Annotated in this window: 15 protein-coding genes; 4 read left to right on the top strand and 11 right to left on the bottom strand. The window is 28.8% G+C overall.

The genetic code is table 11. From position 1 onward, the window contains the following. Position 1: 1 nt before the first annotated feature. Positions 2-1,738, bottom strand: a complete 1,737-nt coding sequence (locus tag C7U55_RS05015) for an ABC transporter ATP-binding protein (RefSeq protein ID WP_106987618.1) — start codon at positions 1,736-1,738, stop codon at positions 2-4. Positions 1,739-1,832: 94 nt separating this feature from the next. On the opposite strand from C7U55_RS05015, the gene C7U55_RS05010 reads away from it, so the two are divergent. From C7U55_RS05010 to C7U55_RS05000, 3 genes are all read left to right on the top strand, one after another. Further along, on the top strand, positions 1,833-2,780 hold the full coding sequence (locus C7U55_RS05010; RefSeq protein ID WP_106987617.1) for a Na/Pi cotransporter family protein: 948 nt from the start codon (positions 1,833-1,835) through the stop codon (positions 2,778-2,780). Positions 2,781-2,859: 79 nt separating this feature from the next. Further along, on the top strand, positions 2,860-4,533 hold the full coding sequence (locus tag C7U55_RS05005) for a Na/Pi cotransporter family protein (protein ID WP_106987616.1): 1,674 nt from the start codon (positions 2,860-2,862) through the stop codon (positions 4,531-4,533). A gap of 54 nt (positions 4,534-4,587) precedes the next feature. Further along, positions 4,588-5,592 carry a DUF2812 domain-containing protein gene (locus C7U55_RS05000; protein ID WP_106987615.1) on the top strand — a complete coding sequence of 335 codons (1,005 nt, stop codon included), beginning with the start codon at positions 4,588-4,590 and terminating at the stop codon, positions 5,590-5,592. Between the two features lie 26 nt (positions 5,593-5,618). On the opposite strand, the gene C7U55_RS04995 is transcribed toward C7U55_RS05000, so the two are convergent. From C7U55_RS04995 to C7U55_RS04955, 9 genes are all read right to left on the bottom strand, one after another. Further along, on the bottom strand, positions 5,619-5,885 hold the full coding sequence (locus C7U55_RS04995) for a hypothetical protein (RefSeq protein WP_106987614.1): 267 nt from the start codon (positions 5,883-5,885) through the stop codon (positions 5,619-5,621). Further along, entirely contained in the window at positions 5,885-6,421 is a 537-nt protein-coding gene (locus tag C7U55_RS04990) for a nitroreductase family protein (RefSeq protein ID WP_106987613.1), read from the bottom strand. The genes C7U55_RS04995 and C7U55_RS04990 overlap by 1 nt, the downstream gene beginning before the upstream one ends. Before the next feature lie 54 nt (positions 6,422-6,475). Next, positions 6,476-8,365, bottom strand: coding sequence for a molecular chaperone HtpG (gene htpG / locus C7U55_RS04985; protein ID WP_106987612.1), 1,890 nt, complete (start codon positions 8,363-8,365; stop codon positions 6,476-6,478). Between the two features lie 119 nt (positions 8,366-8,484). Beyond that, the gene (locus C7U55_RS04980; RefSeq protein WP_106987611.1) at positions 8,485-8,958 is read right to left on the bottom strand and encodes an LURP-one-related/scramblase family protein; all 474 of its coding nucleotides are present in this window, start codon (positions 8,956-8,958) and stop codon (positions 8,485-8,487) included. Between the two features lie 53 nt (positions 8,959-9,011). Continuing rightward, entirely contained in the window at positions 9,012-9,521 is a 510-nt protein-coding gene (locus C7U55_RS04975; protein ID WP_106987610.1) for a nitroreductase family protein, read from the bottom strand. A gap of 82 nt (positions 9,522-9,603) precedes the next feature. Then, positions 9,604-11,088, bottom strand: a complete 1,485-nt coding sequence (locus C7U55_RS04970; RefSeq protein WP_106987609.1) for a family 1 glycosylhydrolase — start codon at positions 11,086-11,088, stop codon at positions 9,604-9,606. 86 nt (positions 11,089-11,174) lie between these two features. Beyond that, positions 11,175-11,906 (bottom strand): CPBP family intramembrane glutamic endopeptidase, encoded by a 732-nt coding sequence (locus C7U55_RS04965; protein ID WP_106987608.1) that lies wholly within the window; start codon positions 11,904-11,906, stop codon positions 11,175-11,177. 2 nt (positions 11,907-11,908) lie between these two features. Further along, a complete protein-coding gene (locus tag C7U55_RS04960; protein WP_162297410.1) occupies positions 11,909-12,799 on the bottom strand; it encodes a DUF975 family protein in 891 nt (296 codons plus the stop codon). Positions 12,800-12,851: 52 nt separating this feature from the next. Next, complete coding sequence (locus C7U55_RS04955) at positions 12,852-13,187, bottom strand: type II toxin-antitoxin system PemK/MazF family toxin (protein ID WP_164488713.1); 336 nt, start codon at positions 13,185-13,187, stop codon at positions 12,852-12,854. A gap of 109 nt (positions 13,188-13,296) precedes the next feature. Here C7U55_RS04955 and C7U55_RS04950 point away from each other — a divergent pair, with 109 nt between their 5' ends. Beyond that, a complete protein-coding gene (locus C7U55_RS04950; protein ID WP_106987606.1) occupies positions 13,297-13,947 on the top strand; it encodes an HAD family hydrolase in 651 nt (216 codons plus the stop codon). On the opposite strand, the gene C7U55_RS04945 is transcribed toward C7U55_RS04950, so the two are convergent. Continuing rightward, positions 13,944-15,047: a CDP-glycerol glycerophosphotransferase family protein gene (locus C7U55_RS04945; RefSeq protein WP_106987605.1), complete on the bottom strand. Its 1,104-nt coding sequence runs from the start codon at positions 15,045-15,047 to the stop codon at positions 13,944-13,946. The genes C7U55_RS04950 and C7U55_RS04945 overlap by 4 nt on opposite strands. Between the last annotated feature and the right edge of the window lie 6 nt (positions 15,048-15,053).

Below are 15,053 nucleotides of genomic sequence, written 5' to 3'. Positions count from 1 at the left end.
GCTATTCTCCTTTAAATTGCATATTATACAATCTTGCATAATTTCCTTTTAACTTCATTAACTCTTCATGACTGCCTTGTTCTTCTATCCCATTTTCTGTTAGAACGCAAATATGTTTAGCATTTTTAATCGTAGATAACCGATGAGCAATAACAAAAGTTGTACGATCTTTGGCAAGTTTTTCTAAAGATTCTTGCACAATGCTTTCACTTTCATTGTCTAATGCACTTGTTGCTTCATCAAAAACAAGAATCGGTGGATTCTTCAAAAAGACACGTGCAATCGAAATACGTTGTTTCTGTCCTCCAGATAATTTAACACCCCGTTGGCCACAATCCGTATCGTACCCTTCCTCTAATTCCATAATAAAATCATGAGCATTAGCTTTTTTAGCGGCCTCAATGACTTCTTCATCACTCGCTTCTAAATTTCCATAACGAATATTATCCATAATCGTTCCAGTAAATAAATAAACATCTTGTTGAACAATGCCAATATTTTCTCTTAAAGATTGTTGTTTTATTTCTTTAACATTAATTCCATCAATCAAAACATTTCCTTTGGTTGCTTCATAAAAACGAGGAATCAAAGAACAAATCGTTGTTTTACCAACTCCTGATGAACCAACAAAAGCAATATACTCTCCTGGTTTTACATCTAAATTGATATTATTTAAAACATAAGGTGTTTGTTCATTATAACGGAATGAAACATGATCAAACGTGACATTTCCTTCAATATGTTGTAAGGCAAGTGCATCTGGGGTATCTTGAATATCTGGTTCAATTTCCAATATTTCCATAAAACGTTCAAAACCTGTGACACCTTCTTGAAATTGTTCCGTAAAGTTTAAAAGTTTTTTAACAGGATCTATCAAGTTCGTGACATAAAGTAAAAAAGCAATCAAATCTGCCACATCTATACTTCCATAAGAAATAAATAAAGTTCCAAAAAAGATAACAGAAACCGTAATTAAACTCGTAAAAGAAGTAAGTCCTGCATTATATCTTCCCATATAATAATAACTATTTTTCTTAGCACTTACATAATGTCCATTTTGTGCATCAAAACGCTCTAACTCTTGATTTTCATTGGCAAAGCTTTTAACAACACGGATTCCTGACAAATTATCTTCAATGCGTTCATTGATATCTCCAATTCTTTCTTTATTTCTTTTAAACGCTGTTTTCATCTTTTTATTATAGTACCAAGCAAATAAAAACATAAATGGTAAAATCGCAAATAAAATCAAAGTTAATTTGACATTAATATAGGAAAGTAAAATAAAAGCACCAATAAACTTAATAATAGAAATGACGATATCTTCTGGCCCATGATGATAAAGTTCGGTTAAAGAAAATAAATCATTAGTAAGTCGTGACATCAATTGTCCTGTATTTTGTTCATCATAAAAACGAAAAGAAAGTTTTTGATAATGACTGAATAATTCATTACGTAAATCTCTTTCCATATAAACACCCATGACATGTCCTAAATAACCAATAAAGTAATTACAAAAATATTCAACAACAATCAAACAAAGCATAAAAAGTCCTAATAAATAGATCTTAGAATAATCAATCTTTGGTTGATTTAAAATCGTCCCTGTAATATAGCGTGTTAGCATGGGATAAACGAGCGTAATGGCTGCTGAAATCATCGCACAAAACATATCTTTAAAAAACAAAACCTTATAGTTTTTATAATAAGATAAAAATTTCTTCCATCTTCCTTTCATATTAAAACACCTCCTTCATATATTTTTACAAAGAAACATTATTTTTTCTAGTTAAAAATGATTATTTTTAAAATATGAAAAAGGAGGCTTTTTCATGAACCACGTTTCTTGGACTTCTATTTTAATCGGTCTTGCACTTTTTTTATTTGGTATTGACTACTTATCTCTTTCTTTACAAGAACTTTCTCCTACCCGTTTAAAAAACCTTCTTTCTAAATGTACCTCTTCTACTTTTAAAGCTATTTTAATTGGCTGTTTTATTACTTGTATCATTCAATCAAGTTCTGCCACTACTGCTTTAACAGTGAGTTTAATCAATGCAAACCTCATGACCTTTTCGCAAAGTATTGGCATTATTATGGGAGCCAATATTGGCACAACAATAACCGCTTTTATTGTGGGTTTTGATCTTTTTCAATATGCTTCTTTCTTTTTAATTATTGGTGCTTTTTGTTTATTATTTTCTAATCATCCTAAAATAAAGGGCCTCGCACAAATTCTTTTTGGGCTTGGTTGTTTATTCTATGGACTAGAATTGATGTCCTTACATCTTGAAGCCGTTAGCGAACTTCCTGAATTTATTCAATTGGTTACCCTTTTTACCAACCACCCTATTCTTGCCATGCTTGGTGGAACCATCACAACTGCCCTTATTCAGTCATCGAGTGCCATGATTGCTATTGTCCAACAAATGTATCATTTAAAAGCCATTTCCCTTTATGTTTCTATTCCGTATATTTTTGGTTGCAATATCGGTACAACCATTACCGCTTTTCTCTCTGCCCTTAAAGCTAATTCTTCCGCAAAAAAAGCTGCTCTTTTTCATTTCCTATTTAACGTTATTGGAACAGCTTTTTTTATGATTTTCCTGACTCCTTTTTATCATCTTTTCTTAATACTTCGTTTTTACGTTCCTGTCCCACCTCGCTTACAACTTGCTTTTATTCATGGCTTCTTCAATATTGTCTCCACATTCCTTGTTTATCCCTTTTATAAATATATGATTTCATTTATTGAAAGTTGTTTTAAAAAGAATTGTTAAGCTTTTGTAAAGAAACTTAACATAATCTTTACACAAATTTAACATTCCTTTAAAATGGAATGTATAGGAGTGTGATTTTATGACATTAGCGGATATCAACTGGCCTTTAATTCTAGCAGGGCTTGGTTTATTCTTATTTGGTATCGATTATATGGGTGATGGTTTAAAAAGCTATGCTGGAGATAAATTAAAGGACATTATTGATAAATACACCTCGAGTCCTGTAAAAGGAATTTTAATTGGGGCCTTGGTAACGTGTTTAATTCAATCAAGTTCTGGAACAACAGCCCTTACAATTGGGTTGATTCGTTCTGGTTTAATGAATTTAAATCAAGCAGTTGGAATTATCATGGGTGCCAACATTGGAACAGTTATTACTTCTGTTTTAGTTGGTTTAAAAATTTCTAAATATGCCGTCTATTTTATTATTATTGGTGCCTTTGTTTCTATGTTTTCTAAAAATAAAAAATCAAAATATTTATCACAAATCATCTTTGGATTTGGTTGTTTATTCTATGGATTAGACTTAATGGGTAACAATTTATCAATGATTTCTGAAGTTCCAGAATTTACACAAATTACAGAATTTTTAATGAAAAGCCCTTGGCTTGGTTTACTTGGTGGAACAATTCTTACATGTGCTATTCAATCATCAGCTGCAACGATTGCAATTGTTCAACAAATGTACGGTGCTGGTGCTATTGGCTTAAATATTGCTTTACCATTTTTATTTGGATCAAATATTGGAACGACGATCACAGCAGTTCTAGCCTCTATTGGTGGATCTATTCCAGCTAAAAGAGCCGCTTTCTTCCACGTTTTATTTAACGTTATTGGTTCGATTTTATTTATGATTGTTTTATCACCATTTACAATGTTGATTCAATATATTAATTCAGTAAGTACCATGTCTCCTGAATTACAACTTGCAGTAGCTCATGGTATCTTCAACATTGTAACAACCATCTTGTTCTTTCCATTTATTAATAAGATTGTTGTTATTATTAAAAAAATCATTCCAAATCATTCAAAAGAATTACAAATGGATTTATCAGAATTAGATCCTCATGTGGTTCAATTGTTCCCTTCTCATGCTTTAGCAATTGCTAAAAATAAGATTTTAGAAATGGGATCTATTACTGTTGAAGCTTGTGAAAACGTTAGAGAATACTTTATTTCTAAAAGTTCTACTGCTAAAGAAACAGTCGAAGAATTAGAAAATGCAATCAACTTATTAGATAAAAAGATTTCTGAATATTTATTACTTATTTCTCATGAACAATTAAATGATCATGATTCTAAAGAATACTTTGCCGATATGAAATCAATTAAAGATCTAGAACGAGTTGGTGATTTATGTATTAACTTAACTCAATTCTTTGAAGCGGTTTATGATGAAAAAGATGATTTTTCATCAGAAGCTAAAGATGATATTATTGCGATGATTAATATGGATATTGAAATGTTGAATCATGCTATGGTTGCTTTTGATAAACATGATTTAGATGATATTATTTATGTTGATGATCGTGAAAGTAACTTAGATTATTATAATAAAAAAGCAAAACAAAGACATATTCAACGTGTTACAAACAAAACAGAAAAATCAGTTATTGTTAATTCTACATACGTTGATATCTTATCTAACCTTGAGCGTATTGGTGATCATTGTCAAAACATTGCTGAATCTTATATGTTAGAAGAAGAAAACTTCAAACCAGATTATGAAGTTGATTCTGCATTTAATCAATAGTCATGGAAATCCATGACTATTTTTGTTATGATGTAACAGTCAAAGGAGTCATATATGTACAAATTATTAGATTATGATATAACTGAATATAAACAATTAGAAAACACTTTAAATGAATTATCTAAACAAGGCTATAATCCTACCTCTTTAGGTAAAATCAGTCGTTTTAAAAAAAATGATAAACATTATCATTATCATGTCGATTTATTTATAAAAAAAGCAACAACCCCTAAAAGAAAAGCTTTACATGATTTTATTAATGATTATGAAAGAAATATGTTTGATTATTATGGAAAACTGGGAAAATTTATTATTTTTACAACTGAAAATAACCGTACTTTGCCAAAAGAAAGACAAAAAGCGATTGATGAATATTTAAGTACACGCAAAATTAGTGCCACTACTTATTTTGTTTTATGGATTTTCTTTGCCTTTTTTGTTGCACAGCTTGTTTTACAAAAAAATCAAATCCAAGAATTTCTTACAAATGGAAGTATTTTAATTCATTACTTACCTCTTTTTCTATTTGCGACAATACTTGTTCGTTCTCTTTATAAAATTGTTCTTGCCTGTCAAAAGAATTTTAGTAAGCTCATAAAAAAGCTTTTCTATATTATGAGTATCTTAATATGTCTTGCAGCTCTATTTGGCTGTGTTTTAGATATTATCGAAAGAAAGAACACGCCGTTAAATAAAAATATTCTTACTCTAGAAGTTTTTGATAAAGAAACAAACAAAAAAGAATACCCTCAATATAAACAAACAAAGAGTTTTCTTGTGGAAGCATCTTCTTATTTTGAAAAAAATAAACAAGGTGATCTCATGTATAGTAAAGATTATCATTTTAAATCCAATGAAAAAACAAATACATTTTTCAAGCGTTATTTAGATACCTATGCTGATGTACCTGTTATTAAAATAGATAAGAATACGTATCTCTTTAAACTGGATACCTCTTATGATACTTTACTTTATAAAAATGGAAATCATTTCTATTTTGTATCCGCAAATTTTAGTTTAAAAAACTATTATCAAAATATTATTCAATTTTACAAATAAAAAAATCCACCTCAAAGTGGATTTTTTTATTTTCCTGTAATAGTAAGATAGATAAGAAGTAAGGCAATAATGACCATTGTTGAAATAAGTACATGCCTTTCAAACGCATTATAATCATCATGACAAAAATAATGGGCTAAATAGTTAAGAACTAATGCTATAAGCAAGAAAACTCTTCCAATCATAAAATAAGACGTATTCATAACTACAGGTTCAATAAGCAATAAAATATCAGCAAGATTGATTTTATATTTGTGGTGGGGTTTACAAATCTTATACAGTAATTTCTTCATTAATAAAATGTACTCACTTCTTCTATTGTTTTTCTTTTTGGCATACTTGGTTCAATATCTGGATAACCCACACCTATTACAGAAACAATTGTTTCTTGTGCAGGTATTTCTAAAAACTCACGGATTGTTCTTTCATCTCTGATTCCCATAACAAGTGTTCCTAAACCAAGTTCTGTTGCTTTGAGAATTAAATTTTGGTTAGCTAGTCCACAATCATAAATTCCCCATCCATTTTGTAATTCATTATCAGGACTTCCATTTCTTAAAAAACCAGCACGGTCTTTAACAAATGTTGTCACAATTAAAATAGGTGCATCCGCTACATTTTTTTGATTAAATTCAGGCAAACATTTTTTCTTAAATTGTTCTAACATTTCTTTTGATTGAATAACATGATATCGTGGCGTTTGACTATTTTTCCAACTTTCAGCAAAAACAGCAGCTTGTATCATTTCTCCAATTTTTTCTTTTTCTACAGGTTGTTGTTTATATTTTCGAATACTTCTTCTTTGTTGTAAAACATTTTGTAATTCCATAATTTTCACTCCCCTATTGCTTATTATAAAAGAAAAGGCTATCAATTGATAGCCTTACTTATTTAATTCAATCATTAACTCACAAATTTTATTTGAAAAAGCAACTGGATCTTCTATAGATAAGCCTTCAATCAATAAGGCTTGATCAAATAATAATGAAGCATAATCCTTGATCTTATCTGCATTATTTTGATAAACATTTTGAATTGCTTTAAAAATGTCGTGATTTGGATTAATTTCAAGAATTCTACCTGCTTTAACATCTTGACCATCAGGCATTGCATTTAATACTTTTTCCATTTCAAAAGATACACCTTGATCCGATACTAAACATACTGGATGAGATTTTAATCTGTTTGATACTTTAACGTCCACAACTTTATCTTTTAATGCTTCTTTTAATGATTCTAATAATGATTTATTATCTTCATTGATCTTTTCTAATTCTTTCTTTTCTTCTTCACTGTCTAAGTTTAAATCACCTTGAGCAACATTTTTGAAAGCTTTAGAATCATAATCTCTCATCATTTGAATCATAAATTCATCAACATTATCCATCATGTATAAAACATCAAAGTCACGATCTCTAACAGCTTCTACTTGTGGTAAATGAGAAATCTTTTCTTTTGTTTCACCACTAGCAAAATAGATTTCAGTTTGTTCTTCTTTCATGTTTTCAACATATTCTTTTAAAGTAATCATTTTTTCTTCTTTACCAGAGTAGAATAAAAGTAAATCTTGTAATTTATCTTTTAACATTCCATAGCTTTGATAAATACCAAATTTTAATTGTAAACCAAAGTTTTTAAAGAATTTTTCATATGTTTCACGATCTTTTTTCAACATATTTTTTAGTTCGCTTTGGATTTTCTTTTCAATACGATCTGCAATAACTTTTAATTGACGATCATGTTGTAACATTTCTCTTGAAATATTTAATGATAAATCTTGTGAATCAACTAACCCTTTGACAAATCTAAAGTGTTCTGGAATTAAATCACTTGCTTTATCCATGATAAAGACACCACGGCTATAAAGTTGTAAACCTTTTTCATAATCATTTGAATAAAAATTCATTGGTGGCTGACTTGGAATAAATAACAAAGCATCATAAGAAACATTTCCTTCTACTGATGTATGAATAACTTTCATCGGATCAGAAAAATCATTGAATTTATCTTTATAGAATTCATTATATTCTTCATCTTTAATATCTTTTTTATTTCTTTTCCATAAAGGAATCATCGAATTTAATGTTTTATTTTCAACAACATCTTCATATTCATCACTATCTTCTTTTTTCTTAGATGTTGTAACATCCATTTTAATTGGATAATGTACATAATCAGAATATTTTTTAACAAGAGATTCAATATGATATTGATCTAAATATTCATCATAATTTTCTTCTTCTGTATTATCTTTTAAATAAAGTTTAATTGTTGTTCCTATTGGTAAGTTGTCTGTTTCAAAGATTTCATAACCATCACTTGCTTCAGATACCCAAGTGTAACCTTGATCACTACCATAAGCTCTTGATGAAACTTCAACTTTTTTAGCTACCATAAATGCTGAATAGAAACCAACACCAAATTGACCAATAATATCGATATCATCACTTTCATTTTCATTTTTGAATTTGAAAGAACCACTATTAGCGATTGTACCTAAATGTTCTTCTAACTCTTCTTTATTCATTCCAATACCATGATCTGTAACTGTAAGTGTTCTGCCTTCTTTATCAAAAGCTAAATCAATTGTAAGATCACTTTTATTAATATCTGAAATATTTTCAGTTAATGCTTTATAATAAAGTTTATCTGTTGCATCACTTGCATTAGAAATCAACTCTCTTAAAAAGATTTCCTTATGTGTATATATAGAATTAATCATTAAGTCTAATAATCTTTTCGATTCTGCTTTAAATTGTTTTTTTTCTGCCATAATATATCCTCCTTTAGCACTCCTGTTATTTAAATGCTAAAGATAGTATATTACTTTCTTTTAGCACAGTCAACCTATAAGTGCTAATTTTTTTATAAAATAAAATGATTGACTAGCAATCATTTATTTCGGCTACATTTTTGTGCGTCTATTGCAAGTACAATCATTAAAACATAAAAAGCATCTTCTTCATGTTCTATCGTTAAAGAATATGTATCACTCATATGAAATATTTCTTTATTAATTAAACCAATAATATTTCCTGAATAGTCAACAATTTGATAATCCCATTCCCAAAAATTCCCTTCTATTTGCCAATCTTTATAATCTAAAATAAAACTTGGTTTAAATAAAGTAAATTCTTTCGTAATCTTTCCAATGTATTGATCTTTTTCATATAAAGAAAAACGAGGTAAAAAAGTAAGAATTTCTTCTTTAATCGTTCCTACATGTTCATTGTAACGATCATAAATAAAAAGTTTATGTCCAAAACTGAGTTGTCCTTTGACCGTATAAACAGTTTCTCCATTTTCATCAAAAATATCATAACTATCTAACCATGAGAAAATACGTTGTCTAAATAATAGTTTCATAATTTCACCTCTTTACACTATTGTACAGAAAAGGTCTGTAAAATGCACAGATTTTATAAATATTTTACTGTTTCATCAAGTTCTTTTCTTAAATGATGATTAGGAAGTGGTTCTCTTTGTTTTCCATAACCTAAATCAAGCATCATAACAACTTCTTCATTTTCGGGTAAATTGAGTTCCTGAGCTATTTTTTGTGGATCAAAAAAATTAATCCAGCAACTATCAATTTCTTCATTATAAGCCGCTAGTAAAAGGTGTGTCGCAACGATTGTCGCATCTTCAACACCTGAATCTCTTTTTTCTCCTGGATAAGTAAATACATTATTTTTATCATAAGTAACCACAAGAACAGTTGGCGCATGATAACGACAAGGTGTACAAGCATCAATTTTAGCTAAGTATTCTTTTGATTGAACAACGTAAATTTTTTGTTCTTGAAGGTTTTTTGCAGTTGGGGCAAAACGTCCTGCTTCTAAAATTTTTGTCAATTTTTCTTTTTCTACTTGTTTATCTGTATAATCTTTACATGAATATCTATTTTCAATAACTTCTGTAAATTCCATTTTGATACCTCCATTTATAAATTTATTATAATACAAATTTTAAAGAAAAGAAGATATATCAATGACATATCTTCTTTTAATATTAATCTAAGTTCATTCCGTTACTTTCGATGACTTTTTTATACCAATAGAATGAATCTTTTGGTCTTCTTGATAAATCTCCTGTGCCATCATCATGTTTATCTACATAAATGAATCCATAACGTTTTCTCATTTCTCCAGTTCCTGCAGAAACTAAATCAATACATCCCCAAGTTGTATAAGCAATTAAATCAACGCCATTATCACATGCAGCTGACATTGCTTTAATGTGTGGTCTATAATAGTCGATACGATAATCATCATGGATTAATCCATCTTCTTTTACCGTATCATAAGCTCCTAATCCATTTTCTACAACCATTAAAGGAATTCTATAGCGATCGTAAATCATTTCTAGAGAATATTGTAATCCTAAAGGATCTAGAGCCCATCCCCAATCAGAATAAGTTAAATATGGGTTACGGATACCTGCTGCAAAGTTTCCTTGAACAGTATCTTCTGTTTCATGTGTTGTGACATTGTTTGTCATATAGTAGCTATATGTAAACATATCAACTGTTCCTTCTTTTAAAACTTTTAAATCTTCTTCTGTAATATCTAAATCTGTAATATTACGTTCTCTCCAGATTCTTTTTGCAAATGGAGGATAAGCACCAAAGCATTGGACATCTCCACAATACCAGAAGTTTTCTTCCATTGTTTGTTGATTTAATAATATATCTTTTGGATCACATGTATGTGGATATGTGATTGCTCCTGCAAGCATACATCCAATTTTATTTTCAGAATCAATTTCATGCCCTAATTTAACGGCTTTTGCACTTGCCACAAATTGATAATGTAAATGTGTTAAACGTTTTTTGTAATCTTCATCAGTTGTCCCATCACCAAACATATTAATAACATTTAAAGTATTATTGATTTCATTAAATGTTAGCCAATATTTAACAAGTCCTTTGTATTCAGTAAAGACTGTTTTACAGTATTTTACAAAGAAATCAATGTATTTACGATTTTGCCAATCTCCATATTTTTCTACTAAATAAATTGGTGTATCAAAGTGATGGATTGTAACTAATGGTTCAATATTATATTTTCTTAATTCTTTGAAAACATCTCTATAAAATTCAATACCTTCTTGATTAGGTGTTTCTTCATCTCCACGAGGATAGATTCTTGACCAAGAAATAGACATTCTAAACATCTTGAATCCCATATCCGCAAATAATTTAATATCTTCTTTATAATGATGATAGAAATCAGTACCTTCATGATTTGGATATAAGTATCCATCTAAACAAGCATAATGATCTCCACCTTCTGGTAAAGCATCATCAAAATGAACTTGTGGTGTTGCATGTGCATTTCCATCTTTATCGATCCAAGTTACTTTTCTTGGCTCTTTAACACTTCCACCTGTTGTAAAGTCTGTTAAGGCTGGACCACGTCCACCTTCATTCCATCCACCTTCATATTGGTTTGCAGCTGTTGCTCCTCCCCAAAAAAATCCTTCTTTAAATCCCATTTATAATACCTCCTTGTATCTAATATTATTATAATCACCTCCTCAAACAAATACTTCTTATTTTCAAAAAACGAAAAAGTCCCAGCTTAAGCTAGGACTAAAACAAGTACAGCAACTAAATTATTGATCATATGAATAAGCATTGGTACACAAATTGTTTTTCTTTTTTCATAAGTATAAGTAAATACAAATCCCATTCCTCCATAAGAAAGTAGATAAACCAGTTGTGTTAAATCTCCTGCAAATAAAGCAGAATAAATGTGTAAAAAGCCAAAGAGGAAGGCACTTGCAAAGAAAGCCAGATTTCTATTAATAGAACGTAAACTTCTAAAAATTAACCCTCTAAATAAAAGTTCTTCTAAAACTGGGGCCAATATAACTGATTGAATAAACATAAAGATCAAATCTTTATTTAAATAAGATTCAAATAAGAGTTGATTAGCAGAATCATTCGATGATCCCCCTAAAATCAAATTAATAATTGTATTTGAAATAATAGAAACTACATAAATCATTCCAATGCCTATGGTTGCTGAATATAAAATATTTGTAGAAAGTTCTTCTTTAAATTTTTTTATATTTTCAATTAAAAAATCTTTTAATAAGACAACTGCAAAAGCAAAACTTATTAAAGAACATACAAGATTTAAATAAATACCTAACGTTATTAAATCATGTGTAATTGATGTATATTTCAACAACAAATAAATAACAAAATTAACAAAGCGAGGTACAATAAATAAATACATTGGAAACAAAAGAATAAAACCAATAGCCTTTTGTTTTCCATTAATTCTTCCCGCAAGACGATTTGTCATTGTTACATCCCTTCATCTTGTGCTTGCATGTTTCCGTACTTGTCTTCATAATCTAATTCTTCATAGAAAACAGCAACACACACATTTAATTTCATTTCATATAAATAAACCGATACAAATACTGTAAGGATTGATTCAATAAGTGATGCTAAAAAAGATATAGGAATTATTATTTCTACTAACATAGTAAAAACACCTGCAATGATTGCTGATAAAATCATCCAACCTAAAAAAGACAATTCTAATTTAAATAATGTCCATTTATTTCCTTTCATTAAACGACTTGATTCTTTTAAAGCAGCCATTCCTGTCATATCATATTTTTGTAAAATATAGTTAAATAAACCAAATCTTAATGAAAAATAGACTGAAATAAAAATAATTAAACAAATAACAAGCATTAAAATTGAAAAAACATTTGAAAATGCATCTGCCGTATTAACTATTTGTGCTTGTGAAACTGTAATCCCATTTATAGTAATTGTAAACAATTGTAAAAATTGTTCAATTGAAACAGAAGAAACAGACATAATAATTAAAAAGCCAATAATTCCAACAACAAAACAGATGATTCCTATAATAAAATCATATAAAAAATATGTTGGAAATAAATGTCCAATTTTTTTTAAACCTACAAGCGCATCTTCTTTTTCATCAATACTCTCTTCCATGTTATTGACTGTTTTTAAGGACGCTACAATTGCCCCATGGCTTAATGTAAGCGTCAAAATAGTAATAATTAAAGAAACTATTCCCCCAACTACTCCATCAAAAAGTGTAGACACTGCTGAAAAGATTGCCTGAATAATTCCAATATATAAAAGAACTTTAAATAATTTATCATGATTTACAAGCAATTCATTTGCTTTTCTTTTAATGTCATAAATATTCATTTTTCTCACCATCCTTATTAGGAATTATACCAAATAATAGGATTAAAGAAAACTATTTTAAGTCTAAACTCGTTTTTATAGCGTCATTGACTTTTTTCATAAAATAATCATTCAAACTGCCTAATTTTTCTTGAAATCGAACTTTGTCAATCGTCCTTATTTGTTCAAGTAAAATAACAGATTTCTTTTCTAAAGAATCACAACGAATAATGACATGCGTGGGAATAGGATTTTTGGTGAGTTTTGACGAAATTGGTGCAATAATAACAGTTGTTGAAAAGCGATTTCCTTTATTATTTTGTAAAACAAGAACAGGTCTTATTCCTCCTTGTTCACTTCCTACAACAGGAGAAAGATCAGCATAATATATATCTCCCCTATTAATCATAAAATAACCTCCTAAATTATTTTACGTTTCGTTTTTCAAAATATGATATTTTCTTTTTTGTCATTTTATTTTGTGCTATACTTGAAAAGTAAAAAAGGAGTGTTAATAGATGATAAAAGCAATAATATTTGATATGGATGGTTTAATGATTGATAGCGAACGTGTTACTTTTGAATGTTATCAAGAAATCTTAAAAGGTATGAATCTCACCATGGATGAAGAATTTTATAAAACTCTTTTAGGAAAACCACTAAAAGGAATTTACCAAAGATTTTACGATGTTTATGGCAATGATTTTCCAATTGAAGATGTGATTAAAGATGTTCATGCTTTAATGGCAAAACGTTTTGAAACAGAAGGAGTTCCTATCAAAACAGGTCTTAAATCACTACTTGAATATTTAAAAGAAAACAATTATAAAACAATTGTAGCAACATCAAGTAATAGAGATCGTGTTGATACAATCTTATCTCAAGCACAAATTACAGATTATTTTGATGATTCTATTTGTGGAGATGAAGTTACAAAAGGAAAACCAAATCCTGAAGTTTTCTTAAAATCTTGTCAAAAACTTGGTGTCAATGTTGATGAGGCTATTGTCTTAGAAGATAGTGAAGCTGGTATTCAAGCAAGCTATGATGCCGGCATTAAAGTTATTTGTATCCCAGATATGAAATATCCAGAAAAACAATATGAAGAGAAAACATTTAAAATCTTAAAAGATTTAAATGATGTTACTGAATACTTAAAAAGCCTCTAATATAGAGGTTTTTTAAGTATTTCTAAAATAAGATCAACTACACGGTTTGTATTCTTTCCATCTTGATAAGTAAAGAATTTATTTTTGAATACATCAAGCTTTCCTTTATAAGGTACTTGCATTGTTTTAATAAGTTCATCCATTGTTAAAGATACATCTACAGGTAATTCTCCTTTATCAACATAACATCCCACATTATTTAAATATTCATTTAAATCTGGCGTATAGAAATAAAGTGGTTTATTTAATAAAGAATAATCAAATACAATTGATGAGTAATCCGAAATCAATGAATCAGATAAAGCAAAGAGTTCATGCGTATCTTCCTTACAAACATCCAAAATACGTGGATGTTGCGGTAAATTGATTTCTTTTAATAAAGGATGCATTTTATAAAGTAAATACGTATTTTCATCAAAGGATTCAATGAGTTTTATTCCATCAAAAGGAAGCATTGAAAATCCTTTGTAAATATTTCCTCTAAAAGTTGGTGCATAAAGAATGATTTTTTTTCCAACTAATTGAGGATATTTTTTTAATAATTTTTCTTTTGCTTGATTCAAATAATTTTGATCAAACAAACAATCAACCCGAGGCATTCCTGTAATAACAACACTTTCTTCCTTAACTGCAAAAGCTTCACTGTAAGGCTTTTTCCAATAAGGACTATTAGCAATAATATAATCGTAATTTTTAATTGGGTACTTTCTCGGTAAAGCATTCCCAAATTTCTTAATAGCCCCACACGCATGCCAAACTTGAATAACTTTAACCCCTTTTCTTTTAAAGTTTGAAACTACATAATTATTATCACGAATAATAACGACATGTGAGGTATTAATAATAAATAATTGTTTTATACAATTTAACATATATAAAAAGTTTTGTTTTATTCCTTGTTGATCATATTCAATCACAACTTTTTTTAAAACAACTTCTTTCTTTTTTTCAAGTTCATTATAAATAAGCTTCATATCTGAATCTAAATAACGTGACTCTAAAGAGATAAATGCAACTTGATTTTCTTTAATTATAAGCATTTTCACAAAAATATTTAAAAATCCAAGAATAATATTTAAAATCAATTTTTGTAATTTCATTTGATC

This window comes from Faecalibacillus faecis, assembly GCF_003024675.1.
GTDB lineage: Bacteria > Bacillota_I > Bacilli_A > Erysipelotrichales > Coprobacillaceae > Faecalibacillus > Faecalibacillus faecis.
The sequence above is the reverse complement of the archived record's forward strand: the minus strand, read 5'-3'. Positions and strand labels throughout refer to the sequence as shown.

What these genes read in the sequence shown, in the direction of transcription:
- C7U55_RS05005 (WP_106987616.1), top strand. Translation starts at nt 2,860, where the DNA reads ATGACATTAGCGGATATCAACTGGCCTTTAATTCTAGCAGGGCTTGGT.
- C7U55_RS04975 (WP_106987610.1), bottom strand. Translation starts at nt 9,521, where the DNA reads ATGGAATTTACAGAAGTTATTGAAAATAGATATTCATGTAAAGATTAT.
- C7U55_RS04965 (WP_106987608.1), bottom strand. Translation starts at nt 11,906, where the DNA reads ATGACAAATCGTCTTGCGGGAAGAATTAATGGAAAACAAAAGGCTATT.
- C7U55_RS05000 (WP_106987615.1), top strand. Translation starts at nt 4,588, where the DNA reads ATGTACAAATTATTAGATTATGATATAACTGAATATAAACAATTAGAA.
- C7U55_RS04980 (WP_106987611.1), bottom strand. Translation starts at nt 8,958, where the DNA reads ATGAAACTATTATTTAGACAACGTATTTTCTCATGGTTAGATAGTTAT.
- htpG (WP_106987612.1), bottom strand. Translation starts at nt 8,365, where the DNA reads ATGGCAGAAAAAAAACAATTTAAAGCAGAATCGAAAAGATTATTAGAC.
- C7U55_RS04970 (WP_106987609.1), bottom strand. Translation starts at nt 11,088, where the DNA reads ATGGGATTTAAAGAAGGATTTTTTTGGGGAGGAGCAACAGCTGCAAAC.
- C7U55_RS05015 (WP_106987618.1), bottom strand. Translation starts at nt 1,738, where the DNA reads ATGAAAGGAAGATGGAAGAAATTTTTATCTTATTATAAAAACTATAAG.
- C7U55_RS05010 (WP_106987617.1), top strand. Translation starts at nt 1,833, where the DNA reads ATGAACCACGTTTCTTGGACTTCTATTTTAATCGGTCTTGCACTTTTT.
- C7U55_RS04990 (WP_106987613.1), bottom strand. Translation starts at nt 6,421, where the DNA reads ATGGAATTACAAAATGTTTTACAACAAAGAAGAAGTATTCGAAAATAT.
- C7U55_RS04960 (WP_162297410.1), bottom strand. Translation starts at nt 12,799, where the DNA reads ATGAATATTTATGACATTAAAAGAAAAGCAAATGAATTGCTTGTAAAT.
- C7U55_RS04995 (WP_106987614.1), bottom strand. Translation starts at nt 5,885, where the DNA reads ATGAAGAAATTACTGTATAAGATTTGTAAACCCCACCACAAATATAAA.
- C7U55_RS04950 (WP_106987606.1), top strand. Translation starts at nt 13,297, where the DNA reads ATGATAAAAGCAATAATATTTGATATGGATGGTTTAATGATTGATAGC.
- C7U55_RS04945 (WP_106987605.1), bottom strand. Translation starts at nt 15,047, where the DNA reads ATGAAATTACAAAAATTGATTTTAAATATTATTCTTGGATTTTTAAAT.
- C7U55_RS04955 (WP_164488713.1), bottom strand. Translation starts at nt 13,187, where the DNA reads ATGATTAATAGGGGAGATATATATTATGCTGATCTTTCTCCTGTTGTA.